The 16,551-nt window shown below is 72.2% G+C and carries 12 protein-coding genes and 1 tRNA gene; 3 read left to right on the top strand and 10 right to left on the bottom strand.

Annotation, left to right across the window (positions count from 1 at the left end):
• Position 1: 1 nt before the first annotated feature.
• From QDS12_RS03110 to QDS12_RS03090, 5 genes are all read right to left on the bottom strand, one after another.
• On the bottom strand, positions 2-772 hold the full coding sequence (locus tag QDS12_RS03110) for a thioesterase family protein (protein ID WP_279876801.1): 771 nt from the start codon (positions 770-772) through the stop codon (positions 2-4).
• Between the two features lie 41 nt (positions 773-813).
• Entirely contained in the window at positions 814-1,206 is a 393-nt protein-coding gene (locus QDS12_RS03105) for a hypothetical protein (RefSeq protein WP_279876799.1), read from the bottom strand.
• Between the two features lie 68 nt (positions 1,207-1,274).
• Positions 1,275-1,751: a cupin domain-containing protein gene (locus QDS12_RS03100; protein WP_279876797.1), complete on the bottom strand. Its 477-nt coding sequence runs from the start codon at positions 1,749-1,751 to the stop codon at positions 1,275-1,277.
• A 123-nt stretch (positions 1,752-1,874) separates the two neighbouring features.
• The gene (locus QDS12_RS03095) at positions 1,875-4,490 is read right to left on the bottom strand and encodes an alpha-L-rhamnosidase (RefSeq protein WP_279876795.1); all 2,616 of its coding nucleotides are present in this window, start codon (positions 4,488-4,490) and stop codon (positions 1,875-1,877) included.
• Entirely contained in the window at positions 4,487-5,749 is a 1,263-nt protein-coding gene (locus QDS12_RS03090; RefSeq protein ID WP_279876793.1) for a family 1 glycosylhydrolase, read from the bottom strand. The genes QDS12_RS03095 and QDS12_RS03090 overlap by 4 nt, the downstream gene beginning before the upstream one ends.
• Positions 5,750-5,858: 109 nt before the next feature.
• Between QDS12_RS03090 and QDS12_RS03085 the strand changes: the two genes are divergently transcribed.
• Positions 5,859-7,013: an alpha/beta fold hydrolase gene (locus QDS12_RS03085; RefSeq protein ID WP_279876792.1), complete on the top strand. Its 1,155-nt coding sequence runs from the start codon at positions 5,859-5,861 to the stop codon at positions 7,011-7,013.
• Positions 7,014-7,048: 35 nt separating this feature from the next.
• Entirely contained in the window at positions 7,049-7,912 is an 864-nt protein-coding gene (locus tag QDS12_RS03080) for an alpha/beta hydrolase (protein ID WP_279876791.1), read from the top strand.
• Between the two features lie 54 nt (positions 7,913-7,966).
• Here the strand turns inward: QDS12_RS03080 and QDS12_RS03075 are convergent, their stop codons facing one another.
• Positions 7,967-11,119, bottom strand: a complete 3,153-nt coding sequence (locus QDS12_RS03075; protein WP_279876789.1) for a glycoside hydrolase family 3 N-terminal domain-containing protein — start codon at positions 11,117-11,119, stop codon at positions 7,967-7,969.
• Between the two features lie 220 nt (positions 11,120-11,339).
• Between QDS12_RS03075 and QDS12_RS03070 the strand changes: the two genes are divergently transcribed.
• Positions 11,340-12,497: an ROK family protein gene (locus tag QDS12_RS03070; protein WP_279876786.1), complete on the top strand. Its 1,158-nt coding sequence runs from the start codon at positions 11,340-11,342 to the stop codon at positions 12,495-12,497.
• A gap of 43 nt (positions 12,498-12,540) precedes the next feature.
• Here the strand turns inward: QDS12_RS03070 and QDS12_RS03065 are convergent.
• The 4 genes from QDS12_RS03065 to QDS12_RS03050 all read right to left on the bottom strand — a co-directional run bounded on the left by QDS12_RS03065 (position 12,541) and on the right by QDS12_RS03050 (position 16,550).
• Positions 12,541-12,630 (bottom strand) — tRNA-Ser (locus tag QDS12_RS03065).
• Between the two features lie 64 nt (positions 12,631-12,694).
• On the bottom strand, positions 12,695-12,859 hold the full coding sequence (locus QDS12_RS03060) for a hypothetical protein (protein ID WP_279876785.1): 165 nt from the start codon (positions 12,857-12,859) through the stop codon (positions 12,695-12,697).
• Between the two features lie 122 nt (positions 12,860-12,981).
• Positions 12,982-14,490 (bottom strand): rhamnulokinase, encoded by a 1,509-nt coding sequence (locus QDS12_RS03055; protein WP_279876783.1) that lies wholly within the window; start codon positions 14,488-14,490, stop codon positions 12,982-12,984.
• On the bottom strand, positions 14,490-16,550 hold the full coding sequence (locus QDS12_RS03050) for a bifunctional aldolase/short-chain dehydrogenase (RefSeq protein ID WP_279876781.1): 2,061 nt from the start codon (positions 16,548-16,550) through the stop codon (positions 14,490-14,492). Before QDS12_RS03050 ends, QDS12_RS03055 begins: the two co-directional genes overlap by 1 nt.
• Position 16,551: the final 1 nt, after the last annotated feature.

Here is a 16,551-nt window from a genome sequence, read left to right as displayed (position 1 = left end):
ATCAGGCGGGCCGGACCGTCAGCGTCTGGGCGAGCGTGCCGACCGGCCCGTCCTCGTCGTGGATCCGGCTGCTCGTCAGCCCGCGCCCGTCGGGGCCGAAGCTGACGGTGGTGTCGAAGCCGAGCCAGCCCGGCCGCGGGCTGCGGAAGAGGTGTGCGGTGAGGTCCACGTTGGGGAAGGCCACCTCGGTGGGCGCGACGCGGACGGTCATGCCGTTGGCGATGTCGAACAGGCCGGCCGCGCTCGCGAGCGGACTGGTCGGCTCGTCGAGCAGCGGCACGTCGGTGCGGACCCAGTAGCGGGCGCGCCCGGGCGACTCCTGGTCGCGGCGCAGCCGCGCCGAGGCGATGAACCCTCCCGGCCAGACCTCGGTCGGGTCCCAGCACGGCATCGCGTCCGGGGAGGGCAGGGGCGGCAGGTCGGAGCCGGCGAGCGCCGCCGTGTCGCGCTCGGCCAACAGCCAGGCACGGACCAGGACGGCCGGGCGGCCGGCGTGGCTGAGCACCGCCTCGACCAGCTCGATCGTGCGCCCGGCCCGCAGCACCCGCACCTCGAGGTCGACCTCGTCGATCGGCAGCACCCCGAGGATGTCGAACGAGAGCCGGGAGACCGCGAGGACGTCGCCGTCGCGGCGCCGGCGGTGGTCGGCCTCGACGGCATGCGTCATCAGCCCGAGGGAAGGGGCGATGTGCTGCTCGTCGGTGTTCCACGCACCGCCCACGTGCTCGGTCGCTCTGAACGTGGTGGGACCGGTCCGTTCGAAGTAGGGCACGGGTCGACCCTGTCAGACGCGCCGCCGGCTGCCGTCAGCGGTCAGGAGAGCGAGCTCTGGTGGATGATCGCCCCCAGGATGGTGGCCGCCCCCGCGATCAGCGCGACGACGGCGAGCAGGGCGGCGGCCCGACCGACGTTCGCCTCCCACCGCACGTCCGAACGGAAGCTCCGCACGGCCAGCAGCAGCGCGACCACGGCCTGCACCACGCTGCCCGCGCCCAGGCTGACGTAGTAGCCGACCACGCTGTCGTTCGACGCGAACTGCGGGCCGAACAAGGTCGAGATGCCCACGGTCAAGGCGTTCTGGGCCAGGAGGCCGGTCGCGGCGAGGGCGAACGCGGCGACCGCGCACACCGCCGGCGAGAAGAACGGCGACGGCGTCCGGGTCTCCTCGTAGGGGAGGTCCTCGCCGAAGATGAGCTCGTCAGACATGGGCAGATCCTGCCCGAGCCGAGGCCGCGATGTCGCGGGTTCGGCACACGCCGGGTCGGCGTACGTCGTCAGGCATGCTCGTCCGAGACCTGCTCCCCGGGCTGGACCGACCAGGCCGGCGGCTCGTCGGCGCCCGACTCCTCGGCGCTCTCCGCGTCGTCGGCCGTCGGCTGCACGGCGCCGGGCGCGTGGTGCACCGGCGCGTAGACGGCGTAGAGCCGCATCGGCTCGTCGCCGATGTTGGTCACGTTGTGCCACGTGCCCGCCGGGACGAAGATCGCCCAGCCGTCCTCGACCTCCTGCTCGAAGTCGAGCCGGTCCTCGGCCGGTCCCATCTGCACCCGGCCGCGGCCGGCGTCCAACCGCAGGAACTGGTCGGTCTCGGGGTGCGCCTCCAGGCCGACGTCGTCACCGGGCTCGATCGACATGAGGGTGAGCTGGAGGTACTTGCCCGTCCACGCGACCGAGCGGTAGTTGCCGTTCTCGACCGTGGCCTTCTCGAGGTCGAAGCTCTGCGGGCTGGGCCCGATGTCCTTGATGGTCATGCATTCCTCCTCGCGACGACTGGAGGGCGCCGTTCGGCGTCCCGCGCCCAGCATCTTCCGCTGGCCGTGCCCGGCGCCAGGGGTGACCGGGGCGTGACCGTTCATTTCGAGGCCCGACACCGCTCAGAGCCGGTGGCTGCCCGGCCCCACCTCGGTGGTGCTCCCGTCGGCGCCGACGACCTCCGCCACGCATCCCGGCGGCACGGTGACCGCGAGCTCCACGGAGCCCCCTGACGACGTCCACGACACCTCCACCAGCCCGTGCGGCGTGAGGTGTGAGGTGGACGCTGACGTGAGCCCACCGCCCGGCCGCGGCCGCACCCGGAACCGCCGCCAGGTCGGCTCGACGCGCTGCAGCCCGGCGACGTAGCGGTGCAGGAACGAGATGACGGCGCCCTTGGAGTAGTGGTTGAGCGACTCGTGCGGCACGCCGTCTGCGTCGATCCCGTCCCAGCGCTCCCACACCGTCGTCGCCCCGCGCGCGATCATCGCCAGCCACGACGGCTCCGACTCCTGGAGCAGCAGCTCGTAGGCCAGGTCGAGATGGCCGTGGTCGGCCAGCACCGGCAGCAGGTCCGGCGTCGCGAGGAAGCCGGTGCCGACGCGCACCCCCGACTCCCGTACCAGTGCCGCGAGGTCGGCGGCCGCCTGCTGACGCAGCTCCTCGGGCAGCAGGCCGAAGGCCAGCGCGCGCACCAGGTTGGCCTGGGTACGCGGCACGACGTGGCCGTCCTCGACGAACTCGGTCGCCCACGCGTCGGCGACGCGTCGGCTGAGCCCGGCGTACCTCTCGGCCTCGGCACCCAGGCCGAGCACGGAGGCGAGGTACGCCGCCTGCCGGGTCGACCACGCGTAGAACGCGGTCGCGACCTCCGACTTGTCAGCCTCGATGAAGGCGACGAAGTCGGTCGGCTCGTCGCCCGGCTCGAGCCACTCCCCCCAGTGGAAGCCGGTGTCCCAGAGGAACTCGTCGTGAGGCCGCGGCTCGGGGTGCCGGGCGACCCGCTCGGGGTGCCGGTCCTTGCGGGCCATCTGCTCGACGCGGTCCAGCCAGCGCACCATGGCCGGCCACAGCTCGCGGACCACCTCGGTGTCGCCGTACTCGCGGTAGAGCTCGAGCGGCACCAGCACGACCGCGTCGCCCCAGCCGGCCGAGCCGTTGACCTCGTGGAGGATGCCCTGCATCTCCACCGGCGGGATCGGCGCCATCGAGGCGATCACGCCGTCGTCCCACTGGCCGACGGCCACGTCGCGCAGCCACTTGAGGGAGAACCCGTCGACGTCGTAGAGGTAGGACGCGGTCGGCACGTAGAGCTGCCAGTCGCCGGTCCAGCCGGCCCGCTCGCGGGTCGGGCAGTCGGTCGGCAGGTCGCAGGCGTTGCCGCGGAAGCTCCAGACCGCCGCGTCGTGCAGTCGGTCGAGCCGCTCGTCGCTGCACGTGAACGTCCCGCGCGCCTCGAGGTCGCTGTGGACGACGACCGCGGCGATGTCGCCGGGCGCCAGCGGCTCGTGCAGGCCCTCGACGCGGACGTACTGGAACCCGTGCGTCGTGAAGCGCGGCTCGAAGACGTCGTCGGCGATCCCGGCCGAGACGACGACGTCCACCTGGCCGGCGCTGAGCGGCTCGGGCAGGAAAGGCGTGTTGGGCACCAGGTGGTCCATCGTGACTTCACCGTCAGGTCCGAGCGCCTCACCGTGGGTGAGGGTGAGCCGGGTGCCGACCGGGCCGAGCGCGCTCAGCCGCACCCGGCCGTTGACGTTCCGGCCGAAGTCGACGACGTCCACGCCGTCGCGCAACCGCCGCACCGACACCGGGCGCAGCGTCTCGACCGGCCGTACGGGCGGGGCGGGCGTGTCGGTGAGGATCTCGAAGCCGCGGTCGTCGACCGCCACCGCGGTCCAGCCGGAGGCGTCGTACGACGGCGTGCACCAGTCCGGCTCGACCAGCCGACGGTCCTCCTGCTGGCCCTCGATGAGGTCGGCGGCGAGGACGTGCGAGGTCGCGCACCGCCATGCGGCGTCGGTACCCACGATGGTGCGCGTCCCGTCCTCGTGGTCGATGACGAGCTGGGCGAGCAGGGCCGTTGTGTCGCCCCACTGGTCGTGGGCACGGGTCAGGCCGACCTGGCCGCGGTACCACCCGTCGGCCAGCAGCGCGCCCAGGACGTGCCGGCCGGGCGTGAGCGCGGCGGTGACGTCGTAGGTCTGCACCTGCGTGCGCCGGAGGTACTCCGTGTAGCCGGGCGTGAGCTCGTCGTCGGAGACCCGCTCGCCGTCGAGCCACGGCTCGTAGATGCCGTGCGCGGTGACGTGCAGCCGTGCGCGTCGCACCGGACGGTCGACGACGACCTCGCCGCGCAGCCGGTACGCCGGCCGGAAGCCCGGCCGGTCCCGGGCGCCGTCCTCGAGCGGCGCCGGGGTGACCCAGGACGTCGCCCAGTCCGAGGCGGACAGCAGCCCGGCCTCGACGGCCAGCGGCTCCGACCACTCCGACCACCCGAGGTCGGTGCGGGCGCGCACCCGCACGACCCGCGACTCCCCCGACCGGAGCGGCTCGGCCGGCCACGGCACGAGCGCGTGCTCGCCGCTCCCGACCTCCAGGACCGCGTCGTCGACGGCGACCTCGTAGGCGTCCTGGCGAGCCGCCCCCTCGGGCAGCAGCCAGGACAGCCGCGGCCTCGGCTCGCCGATCCCGAGGGCGTCGCCACGGTGCTCGGCACGCAGGGCGGTCGGCCTCACGCCGGCTCCCGGACGGTCAGGCCGGCCCGCTGGGCGGCCACGAAGCCGGCGTACACGTCGGCGCTGGGCTTGCGGCGCCGCTCGAACGTCGCGCGATCCACCTCGTGCAGGCCGTAGTGGAACGCGTAGCCGAAGATCCACTCGAAGTTGTCGAGCAGCGTCCAGTGCGTGTAGCCGAGGACCGGCACGCCGTCGGCGATCGCCTCGCCCAGGCCGGTCAGCGCAGGCTCGATGAACGCGGCGCGCAGCGTGTCGTCGTTGCTGGCCAGGCCGTGCTCGGTCACGAAGATCGGCACCCCTGCGACGGCGTGGGCGTAGCGCACCGCGCCGGCCAGCGACCCCGGCTCGATCTCGGTGCCCATCTGGTTGAGCACCGCTCCCTCCGGTGGCCGCACCTGGCCGGAGCCGTCGTAGGGCACCCGCTCGTAGTTCTGCACGCCGAGGAAGTCGTCCTCTCGGGCGAGCTCGAGCCAGCGCTGGTAGACCTCGGCCCGCTTGCGGTCCCGGACGGACGCGTCGTCGCCGACGACGACGTCGTCCATCAGCGCCAGCGAGAAGCCGACCGGCAGGTCGGGACGGCGGGCCTTGATCGCCGCCTTGCCGGCGGCGTGCGCCGCGGCGAGGCCGTCCTCCATCGCTGCCAGCTCCTCGGGCAGCACCACGTTGCCCAGCCGGTACGCCGGCACGCCGGCCGCCTCGCTCGCGGCGGCGAGCGTCGCCCGCTCGAGGTCGCGCACCACGTCGGGGAGGCCGAGCCACGACAGCACCCGCGGCAGGTCCGGCTCGTTGAGGGTCACCGCGAAGCCGATCCGGTCCCCGAAGCGCGCGGTCACCCGATCGCAGTAGCGGGCGAACAACGCCGGCGCCTCCGGGTCGAGCCAGGCGCCTCGCTTCGCGAACCAGTGCGGCGCGGTGAAGTGGTTGTAGGTCACGACCGGCACCAGCCCGCGAGCACGGCACTCGTCGACGATCGCCTCGTAGTGGTCGAGGGCCTCGTCGGAGAACACCCCCTCCTCCGGCTCCACGCGTGCCCACTCGACCGAGAACCGGTAGGCGTCGAGGCCGAGGCCGGCGACCAGGTCGAGGTCCTCGCGCCAGCGGCGATAGCTGTCGCAGGCGGGTCCGGACGGCTCCGCGAAGACGGTCGGGGTCACCTGCTCGGCGAACCACGTGTCGCTGTTGTCGTTGTCGCCCTCGGTCTGGTGTCCCGAGCCGGCGGCGCCCCAGAGGAAGCCGGGCGGGAAGGTGATGTCGGTCACGTGGCCCAGCAAACGCGAGATCGGTGCCGGGCGGAACGAGCGGTCGCCGATACCTAGCATCACCGCTGCCTGGTTCCGCCCTTGATGTGACCGCGGGCACAGTCGAGCCATGTTCGAGTACTTTCCCGGCAACTACATCTGGAACCTGGGCGTCGCCGCCACGCTCAACAGCGGCGGCCTGATCGACGAGGTGGACCGCGCCTGCCGCCCGATCCGCGAGCTCGCCAAGCAGGGCTCCGACGTCGGGACTGCCGAGTTCATGCGGTCGTGGCAGGCGGTCGCCGACCAGCTCGAGCAGCAGGCGGCCGAGGCCGAGAAGGCCGGCCACCTGCGCACTGCCGGGCAGAAGTACTTCCGTGCGGCGGCGTACCTGTGCCAGGCGGAGCGGATGCAGTCGGCGAAGGACCCTGGCCGCAAGGTCGTCTACCAGCACCTGCTGGAGCTGATGGAGAAGTCGTTCGAGCTGGTCGACCCGGCGACCACCCGGGTCGCGGTGCCGTTCGAGGGGGGCATCCTGCCGGCGTACCTCACCCGCGCGGAGCGTCCCGACGGGAGCCCTGCGCCCACCGTCATCATGTGGAACGGCCTGGACTCGACCAAGGAGCACATGTACTGCTCCGGCTGGCCTGCCGAGATGGCAGCGCGCGGCATCTCCGTGCTGCAGGTCGACTGCCCCGGCAGCGGCGAGGCGCTGCGGTTCGCCGACCTCAAGGCGCGGGTGACCACCGAGGACTGGGCGGCGGCGTGCGTCGACTACCTCGAGACCCGCGACGACGTCGACCACTCCCGCATCGGCCTGGTCGGCTGGTCGCTCGGCGGCTACTACGTGCCGCGGGCGGCCGCGTTCGAGAAGCGGCTCGCGCTGGCGGTCGCCTGGGGCGCCAACCACAACTGGGGCGAGGTGCAGAAGGCGCGTCTCGAGCGCGAGGGCGAGAACCCGGTGCCGCACTACTGGGACCACGTGCTGTGGGTCTGGGGGTACGACGACATCGACGCGTTCATCGAGGCGGCCGAGGCGATCCACCTCAACGGCGTCGTCGAGCAGATCACCTGCCCGTTCCTCATCACCCACGGCTCGAACGACCGGCAGATCAACGTCGAGTACGCGCACCAGTCCTACGACCAGGCGGTCCACAGCCCGCGCCGCGAGCTCCGGGTCTTCACCCCGGAGGAGGGCGCGACCGAGCACATCGGCCTCGACCACCTCCCCCACGTCGGCGCGTTCACCGCCGACTGGATCGAGGACGTCTTCACCGGTCGTTGACGATCAGAGGCCCGCCCGCCCCTAGGCTCGGGCCCATGTTCGACGGCTTCGTCCTGGACTGGGTGGACCTGGGGGACGTGACCCTGCGCGTCCGGCACGCCGGCACGGGGGCCCCGGTCGTGCTGCTGCACGGTCACCCTCGCACGCACACGACCTGGCACGCCGTGGCGGCGCGGCTCGCCGCGAGGCACACCGTGGTGTGCCCCGACCTCCGCGGGTACGGCGGCTCGACGCTGCCGCCCGACGCGGCCGGCCACGCCCAGTCCAGCAAGCGCGCGATGGCCGGCGACGTCGTCGAGCTGATGGCGCGGCTCGGTCACGACCGGTTCGCCGTGGTCGGCCACGACCGCGGCGCCCTGGTCGCGTTCCGGACGGCCATGGACCACCCCGACCGGGTCTCGCACCTGGTCGTCATGGACGGGCTGCCCGTCATCGAGCACCTCGAGCGGACCGACGCGCGGTTCGCCGAGGCGTGGTGGCACTGGTGGTTCCTCGGCCAGACCGACAAGCCGGCCGAGCGGGTGATCAACGCCGACCCGGACGCGTGGTACCGCACGTCCCCGCCGGAGCTGATGGGAGCCGAGAACCATGCCGACGTCTGGGCGGCGCTGCGCGACCCGGCCGTCGTGCACGGGATGTGCGAGGACTACCGGGCCGGCCTGGGCATCGACCGCGACCATGACGCCGCCGACCGCGAGGCGGGCCGCCGGGTCGCCTGCCCGACGCTGCTGCTGGAGTCGGCCCACGACGACCTGGACCTGCAGGGCGACCCGGCGGCGATCTGGAAGCCGTGGCTGGAGCAGCCGCTCCGGCACCGGGTGATCGACTCGGGCCACCACCAGGCCGAGGAGGCGCCGGACGAGGTGGCCGACGCGGTCCTCGGCTTCCTGGCCGAGTAGACGACCCGGGGGCCTCGGCGCCGCCGAGACCCCCGGATCCAGGGAGGGACCGACCTATCGGTCGTGCCTCCGCCCGGGGACGACACCCGCCGTGGACGCGTCCACGAGCACCGGCAGGTCGAACTGGTCGTCATAGCTCCGCACCGACACGTGCCGGCCCTGGTTCTGGGCCAGCTGCGCGAACGGCGCCGACTGCATCGCGATCGTGAGGACCCGCCGCGCGCTGCGCTGCAGGTCACCGAGCCGCATCGGGTAGCCGGTCGCGGTGTAGCCGCCCTTGATGACGACCGTGTACGACGTCACCGGGCTGCTGCTGTCGGCCGGGTTCTGGTGCACGACGTCGGTGACGCTGATCGCGGCCTTCTGGGCCGCCGTCAGGGCACTGCCGGCGAGCAGGTTCGTGACGTAGGCGTAGGCGTCGTTCACCGTGGCGAGCTTCGGGTCGGCCGTGAACGTCAGGTTGTTGATCGCGTCGATCGTGGCCGTTCCCGAGGCCGGCGCCTTGCTCAGGTCGGTGCTGCCGTCGACCGTCGTCGAGATCGTCTCCGCGCCGGTGGCCGACGGGGTGAAGCCGCCGAACTGCCACGACCACGACGTCCGGGTCGGCGTGACCGTCCTGGTGTAGACGGGCAGACCGGCGACGTCGATGGTCGGCGCCTGCTTCTTGATCGCGTTGATGATGTTCTGCGGTGCGTTGCCGGGCTCGATGAGGTCGTTGCCGGCGTACATCGTCGCCGTGGCGTCGTGGCTGCCGCCCCAGTCGGACATCACCAGGCCCCGGAAGCCCCACTCGCCCCGCAGGATGTCGGTGAGCAGGTCGTAGTCCTGGGCGGCGTAGGTGCCGTTGATCCGGTTGTAGGAGCTCATGACCGCCATGGGCTGGGCGGTGGTGACGGCGATCTGGAAGGACCGCAGCTCGAGCTCGCGCGCCGCACGCTCACCGACGACCGAGTTGCCGCCGCTGCGCTGCGTCTCCTGGTTGTTGAAGGCGAAGTGCTTGATCGTGACGCCGACGCCGCGGTTGCTCTGCACGCCGAGGGTCGTCGCCGCGGCGGTCAGGCCGGCGATCACCGGGTCCTCCGAGTAGTACTCGAAGTTGCGGCCGTTGAGCGGGTCGCGGTGCAGGTTCATGCCGGGCGCGAGCCACAGCGTGACGCCCGCCTCGACCATCTCCTTGCCGACCGCCTCACCGACCTGCTGGATCAGCCCGCGGTTCCAGGTCTGCGCCAGCATGGTGCCGATCGGCCAGGCCGTCTCCCACTGGTAGGTCTTCGGCGTCGTCGGGATCTGCTGGGTCAGCCGCAGGCCGGCGGGTCCGTCGGAGAGGGCCATGCCGGGGATGCCGAGGCTCTCGTACTTGGCGGTCGTGTAGCCGGCCGCGCCGATGGCCGACGGCGTCGTGCCTCCGACATTGGCGCCCTCGACGATGTTGGCGAGCTGGGTGACGCTCAGGCCGGCGACGAACCGCTCCATCGAGGTACGCCCGGCGGCCACGTCGTAGAGCGTGCTGCTCCGGTCGACGTCGACCTTCTTGACCGTCTCACCGGCCTTGGCCGCGTACGCCGCGCCGGTGCCCTCCCAGTCGGCCTGCTTCTTGTCGACGTAGGTCGTGATGCTCGAGAGCCGGTGGTGCTCGACCGCGTCGTAGGGCAGCGAGGTGGCCACCGGCACGTCCTGCTCGTACGCCGACCGGTCGTCCTGGGCGTGGAAGCCGTGGGCGTGCAGCGTGATCCGCGGGGCGGCGGCGAGCTGCCGGGCCTCGCCCGGGTAGCTGTAGAAGCTCGCCGGGTCGCTGGTCAGCTCGCTGGCCGGGGCCTGGTCGGCGAGCTCGTGGCCGACCAGCTCGGTCGGCGTGGTCGCACCGAGCTCCAGGCGCCCGGCGACCTGGGTGTTGCGCGAGGAGTCACCGACGCGGACGACGTACTCGCCCTTGTCGAGCACCCATTGCGCCTTCGCCTGGTCGAACGAGGCCAGCGACGACGTGTCGATCCGGATCGTGACGCGCTGGGAGGCGCCGGGAGCGAGCCGGTCGGTCTTCACGTAGCCCTTGAGCTCCTGGTAGGGCTTGTCGAGCCCGGTCTGCGGAGCGGAGACGTAGACCTGGACGACCTGCTTGCCGCTGTAGCGCTTGCCGACGTTGGTGACCCGCGCCTTGACGGTGACCTGGTGCATGTCGGCGGTGACGCCGAGCGGCCGGATGGCGAAGTCGGTGTAGGACAGCCCGTAGCCGAACGGGTAGTTGACGACGCTCTCGGGGTGGGCGGCGTCGAGCTGCCGGTAGAAGGAGTCGAAGTAGCGGTAGCCGACGTAGACGCCCTCGCTGTAGCTCTCGGTGGCGGCCGTGCCGTCGGCGGTGCCGAACGTCGCGGCGGCCGGGTAGGAGGAGTACTTCGACGCCCACGTGTCGGTGAGCTTGCCCGACGGGCTGACCTCGCCGTCGAGCACCTGCACGAGCGCGGCACCGCCCTGCTCGCCGGCCTGGCTCATGAGGAGCAGCGAGTCCAGCGCGGTCCCGCCGGCGGGGTCCTTCTCGGTCGGGTCGGCGTTGATGTCCTTGAAGAACTCGGTGTCCATCACGCCGCCGGTGTTGAGGACGACGACGACCTTCTTGTAGGTCCTGCCGAGCAGCGCGATGTCGCCCCTCTCGGCGTCGGTGAGCAGGTAGTCGCCCTGGCCCGACTTGCGGTCGGCGCCCTCGCCGGAGTTGCGGGCGACGACGAAGAGCGCGGTGTCGGTGGGCGCCGTCGGAGCGGCGCTCTGGCCGGTGAGCGGCTGCTCGACCGAGGAGTAGTCGGGCGCGGCGGCGAGGACGCCGCCGTTGGGGTTCGGTGGGTACTTCGTGTCGAACGCCGAGGTCATCGCGTTCCAGTACGCCGGGCTGGTGGTGACCGAGTAGCCCGCGTTCTCCAGGCCCTGGCGGACCGTCACGTTCGAGCGGTTGTTGACGGCACCGGACCCGGTGCCGCCCTTGACGGTCACGTAGGCGCCGACGCCGAACACGGCGACGTTGCCGCTCGAGGCCATCGGCAGTGCGTGGTCGTGGTTCTCGAGGAGCACCATGCCCTCGGTGGCGGCCCGTTGGGACAGCGCGGCGTTGGCGGCCTCCAACGGGGACACGCCGGGGTCGGTGGTGGCGGCGTGTGCCGTGGAGAGACAGGTGAGACCGAGACAACCGGTGGCGAGCACCGCGAGTCCGCGTGTGAGCACACGGCGTGAAGGTTGACGCATGGAGTCGTCCTCTCTGAACAACTCATGGGCGATCAGCGTCGCCCGAGCGAACGTGACGCCAGTCACGCTAAGGCGCGGCTTTTAGTGACGTCAACGGGGCAAAAGGCAGATCAGTGGCTCACTTTTTTGCACATTTTCGTGCGTAAAAATGCCGGCAGGAAGGCTGCCCGGGAGCCGTGGGCTGCCCTACAGTCGGCGGATGCCGACCACGCCGTCGCCGCGCGAGCGGACCCGCGAGGAGCTCCTGCGTCTCATCCGTGCGGGCGGCGGCGTCACCCGCGCCGACCTGACCCGCCTGTCCGGCCTGTCCCGCAGCGCCGTCAACGCGGCGGTCGCGAGCCTGCTCGCCGACCAGGCCGTCACCGAGTCCGACACCGCGCCGAAGGGGCCCGGAACCGGCAGCGGCCGTCCCGGGACGCGCCTGCGCGCCAACGGTGGACCCGTCGCCGGCATCGACTTCGGCCACAACCACCTGCACGTCGCGATCGCCGACACGACCGGCGCCGTGCTCGGCGACCGCCGCGTGGAGATGGACGTCGACCTGGCCGCTGAGGAGGCGATGGACGCGGCGGCCGACCTGCTGGCCGGGCTGCGCCGGGAGCACGGCCTCGAGGAGATCGAGGCGGTCGTCGCCGGGATCCCGGGGCCGATCGACATACGGTCCGGGCTCGTGCAGTCGCCGACCATCCTCTCCGGGTGGGTGGGTCGCTCACCCGTCCAGGAGCTCGGCCGCCGGGTCGGCGTACCCGTCCACGTCGAGAACGACGCCGCCCTCGGCGCGATGGGCGAGCTGTACGCCGGGACAGGCCGGGACCACCGCGACTTCCTCTACGTCAAGGCGGCCCACGGCATCGGCGCCAGCCTGGTGCTCGACGGTCGCCTCTACCGCGGCGGCACCGGTCTGGCCGGGGAGATCGGGCACACCAACCTGGCGGGCCGCTCCGAGCTGTGCCGCTGCGGCAACCGGGGCTGCCTCGAGGCGGTCGTCTCCATGACCTCGGTCCTGGAGCAGGTCGCGCACACGCACCCCGGCGTCCCGCTCGAGGAGGTGCCGCTGGGCGACGCGGCCGACGCGGTCACGCGCCGCATCCTCCAGGAGTCCGGCCGGGTGCTCGGCCACGCCGTGAGCGACCTGTGCAACCTGGTCAACCCGACCGCTGTCATCGTCGGCGGCGACCTGGGCAGCGGGAACCCCTGCTTCGTGCAGGGCGTCGAGGAGGCCGTACGCCGCTACGCGCTGCCGGCGATGGCCGACGCGCTCGTCGTCGCGCCCGCCGCGCTCGGCACCCTGGCCGAGCTCCGCGGCGCCATCGAGCTGGCGGTCCGGCGTACGGGCCTGCCGGCGGGGCCGAAATGACAGCTCCCGGACCCACAGGTGTGGATCCGGGAGCTGTTCCGCGTGGCGGTGACGGAGGGATTTGAACCCTCGGTGGACTTGCGCCCACAAACGCTTTCGAGGCGTTCTCCTTAGGCCGCTCGGACACGTCACCGCCGGTGAGGCTACCGGAGAGCGAGGTGCCCGACGAAATCGGACCGCTGCCGTGGTGGTCGAGCTCAGAGCTCGGGACCGTCGGCGACGTCGTCCGCTCGGTCCACCGCCGGGTCGGCGGAGCCGTCCGGCTTGATGACGATGCGGCCGGGAACGCGCGAGGTCGTCGTGACGACGTAGTTGCGCCGGACCGGCTGCTGGTTCGGCTTCGAGGGGACTGCCTTCGACATCGGGGTGCTTTCGGTTGCGGTGGGGCGCTTTCACAGGTGAGACGGTCCCGGTCCCGACTCATGACGTCGCTCGCCCCCAGGATGCGGGCCTCAGCCCGCCGGGCGGCGTCCCGACACGCCGACTACCGAGAACTCGGGACGTCGACCCGTTCGCGAGCGCGCTGCTCCGCACCCGCCCAGTCCTGGCCGGGCCGCGGCTCGTAGCGGACCGGCTCGTGCGTACGCCGGACCAGTGCCCGCATCGCCGCCAGGTCGGGGAGGTCCGCGCCCAGCGCGCGAGCCTGGACCAGGGCGTTGCCGAGCGCGGCCGCCTCGGCCGGCCCGGCGAGCACCGGCAGCCCGCACGCGTCGGCGGTGAGCTGGCAGAGCAGCGCGTTCTGGGAGCCGCCGCCGACGACGTGGACGACGTCGATCTCGTGACCGGCCAGCTCGCAGGCCAGCCGGACGTTGCGGCGGTAGGCGAGCGCCAGGCTGTCCAGGATCGTGCGGACCACCTCGTCCGGGCTCTCGGGCACGGGCTCGCCGGCGGCGCGGGCCAACGCGCGCAGCCGGTCGGGCATGTCGCCCGGCGGGAGCAGCGAGGGGTCGTCGATGTCGACCACCGTGCGCAGCGGCGTGGCCTGCGCGGCACCGGCGAGCAGCGTGGGAAGGTCGACAGCCAGGCCCTGGGCCGCCCACGTCCGCACCGACTCCGACAGCACCCACAGGCCCATGACGTTCTTGAGGAACCGGATCGTGCCGTCGACTCCGCCCTCGTTGGTGAAGTTCGCGAGGCGGGCGGCCTCCTCGAGAACCGGCCGGCCGAGCTCGAGCCCGACCAGCGACCAGGTGCCCGAGGAGATGTAGGCGAACCGGTCGCCCTCCGCCGGGACGCCCACCACCGCCGAGGCGGTGTCGTGGGACCCGACGGCGACGACGGGGACGCCGGGCTCGCCGATCGCCGCGCCGACCGCCGGCAGCACGGGCCCGACCAGGGAGCCCGGGTCACGCAGACCCGGCAGGATCGCCCACGGCAGGGAGAGCCGCCGGGCGAGGTCGACCGACCACTCGCGGGAGCGCACGTCGTAGAGCCCGGTGGTCGAGGCGTTGGTGCGCTCGGCGCCGACCTCGCCGGTCAGCCAGTAGGTGAGCAGGTCGGGCAGCAGGAGCAGCGTCGCGGCCGACTCCAACGCCGCCGTGCCCTGGGCCGCGACGAGCTGGAAGACCGTGTTGAACGGCAGCTCCTGCAGACCGCTGACCGCGTAGAGGTCGGCCGGGTCGACGATCGCCGCGACCCGCTCCGGGACGCCCGCGGTGCGCGCGTCCCGGTGCGAGTACGGGTTGCCGAGGAGCTCCCCGTCACGGTCGAGGAGGCCGTAGTCCACGGCCCAGGAGTCGATGCCGATCCCGTCCAGACGGCCGCCCAGGGCGACGTTGCGCAGTCCGGCGAGGACCTCCCGGTGGATCCCGACGACGTCCCAGAAGAGGGAGCCCCGGACCTGCACGCCGCCGTTGGGGAAGCGGTGGACCTCCTCGATCCGCAGGGTGTCGGGGCCGACCTCGGCGGCCATCACCCGCCCGCTCGTGGCACCGAGGTCGACGGCGGCGACGCGCACCGGCGTCGAGCCTCGCTCCCCTGGCACCTCGACCATCACCGGAGGAAGGCAGCCGCGACGCCCGCGTCGACCGGGATGTGCAGACCGGTCGTGTGGCTGAGGTCCGAGGTGCACAGCACGAAGACGGCGTTGGCGATGTTCTCCGGCAGCACCTCTCGCTTGAGGATCGTGCGCTGCGCGTAGAACTTGCCGAGGTCCTTCTCCTCGACGCCGTAGACCGCGGCGCGGTTCGCACCCCAGCCGCTGGCGAAGATGCCCGAGCCCTGGACGACCCCGTCCGGGTTCACGCCGTTGACCTTGATGCCGTGCTCGCCCAGCTCGGCGGCCAGCAGCCGCACCTGGTGCGCCTGGTCGGCCTTCGCGGCGCCGTACGCGACGTTGTTGGGGCCCGCGAAGATCGAGTTCTTGCTGGAGATGTAGACGATGTCGCCGCCCAGCTCCTGCTCGATCATCACCCGGGCGGTCGCCTGCGAGACGAGGAAGGAACCCTTGGCCATCACGTCGTGCTGGAGGTCCCAGTCCTTCTCGGTGGTCTCCAGGAGGGAGCGCGAGAGCGACAGGCCGGCGTTGTTGACGACGAGGTCGACGCCGCCGAACGCGAGCACCGCCGCGTCGACGGCGGCCTTGACCGCGTCAGCGCTCGCCACGTCGACCTCGACGCCGACGGCGACGTCGGTCGAGACCCCAAGAGAACCAGCGATCTCGGCCGCCGCCTCCTGCGCCTTCTCGAGCGAGAGGTCCGCGATGACGACGCAGGCACCGTTCTCGGCGAGCTTCGCAGCGGTCGCCTTGCCGATGCCGGAGGCGGCACCGGTGACCAGCGCGACGCGCGTGGCCAGCGGCTTCGGCTTCGGCATCCGCTGGAGCTTGGCCTCCTCGAGCGCCCAGTACTCGATGCGGAACTTCTCCGACTCGTCGATCGGCGCGTACGTCGACAGGCCCTCCGCGCCCCGCATGACGTTGATGGCGTTGACGTAGAACTCGCCGGCGACGCGGGCGGTCTGCTTGTCCTTGCCGAAGCTGAACATGCCGACGCCCGGGACCAGCACGATGAGCGGGTCCTTGCCGCGGATGGCGGGCCATTCGTTGGTCGAGCCTGTCGAGACCGCATGCCGGGCGTAGTAAGCCTGGTAGTCCTCGCGGTAGGTGACCGCGAGCTCCTTGAGCCGGGCGATCGACTCCTCGACGCTCGCGGACGCCGGCAGGTCGAGGACGAGCGGCTTGACCTTGGTGCGCAGGAAGTGGTCGGGGCAGGAGGTGCCGAGCTCCGCGAGCCGCGGGTGCTCGGCGGAGGCGAGGAAGTCGAGGACGACCTCGGAGTCGGTGAAGTGGCCGACCATCGGACGGTCCGCGGACGCGATGCCGCGGATGGTCGGGGCCAGCGCGGCCGCCTTGGCACGACGCTCGGCGTCCGGCAGGGCGGCGTACCCGTCGAGCGCGGGACCGAACGGCTCCGCCTTGCTGTGCTCGGCGATGTAGGCGGCCGCGGTGTCGATGATCCAGAGCGAGTTCCGCTCGGCCTCGTCGCTGGTGTCCCCCCAGGCGGTGATGCCGTGGCCGCCGAGGATGCAGCCGATCGCCTGCGGGTTCTTCGCCTTGATCTCGGCGATGTCGAGGCCCAGCTGGAAGCCGGGCCGGCGCCACGGCACCCACACGACCTTGTCGCCGAAGATCTTCTCGGTCAGCTGCTCGCCGTCGGCGGCGGTCGCGATCGCGATGCCGGAGTCGGGGTGCAGGTGGTCGACGTGGGCGGCGTCGACCAGGCCGTGCATCGCGGTGTCGATCGACGGGGCGGCACCGCCCTTGCCGTGCAGGCAGTAGTCGAAGGCCGCGACCATCTCGTCCTCGCGCTCGACGCCCGGGTAGACATCGACCAGCGCGCGCATGCGGTCGAGCCGGAGCACGGCCAGGCCGGACTCCGTGAGCGTGCCCAGGTCACCGCCGGAGCCCTTGACCCAGAGCAGCTCCACCGGCTCGCCGGTGACGGGGTCGGTCTCGGTGCCCTTCGCGGAGGTGTTGCCCCCCGCGTAGTTGGTGTTCTTCGGGTCCGAACCCAGTCGGTTCGAGCGAGCGATCAGCTCCTGGGGAGTACTCATC

Origin of the sequence: Nocardioides sp. CER19, from assembly GCF_029846275.1 — a bacterium.
In the GTDB taxonomy this organism is placed as follows: domain Bacteria; phylum Actinomycetota; class Actinomycetes; order Propionibacteriales; family Nocardioidaceae; genus Nocardioides.
This window is presented reverse-complemented; position numbering and strand designations above follow the sequence as displayed.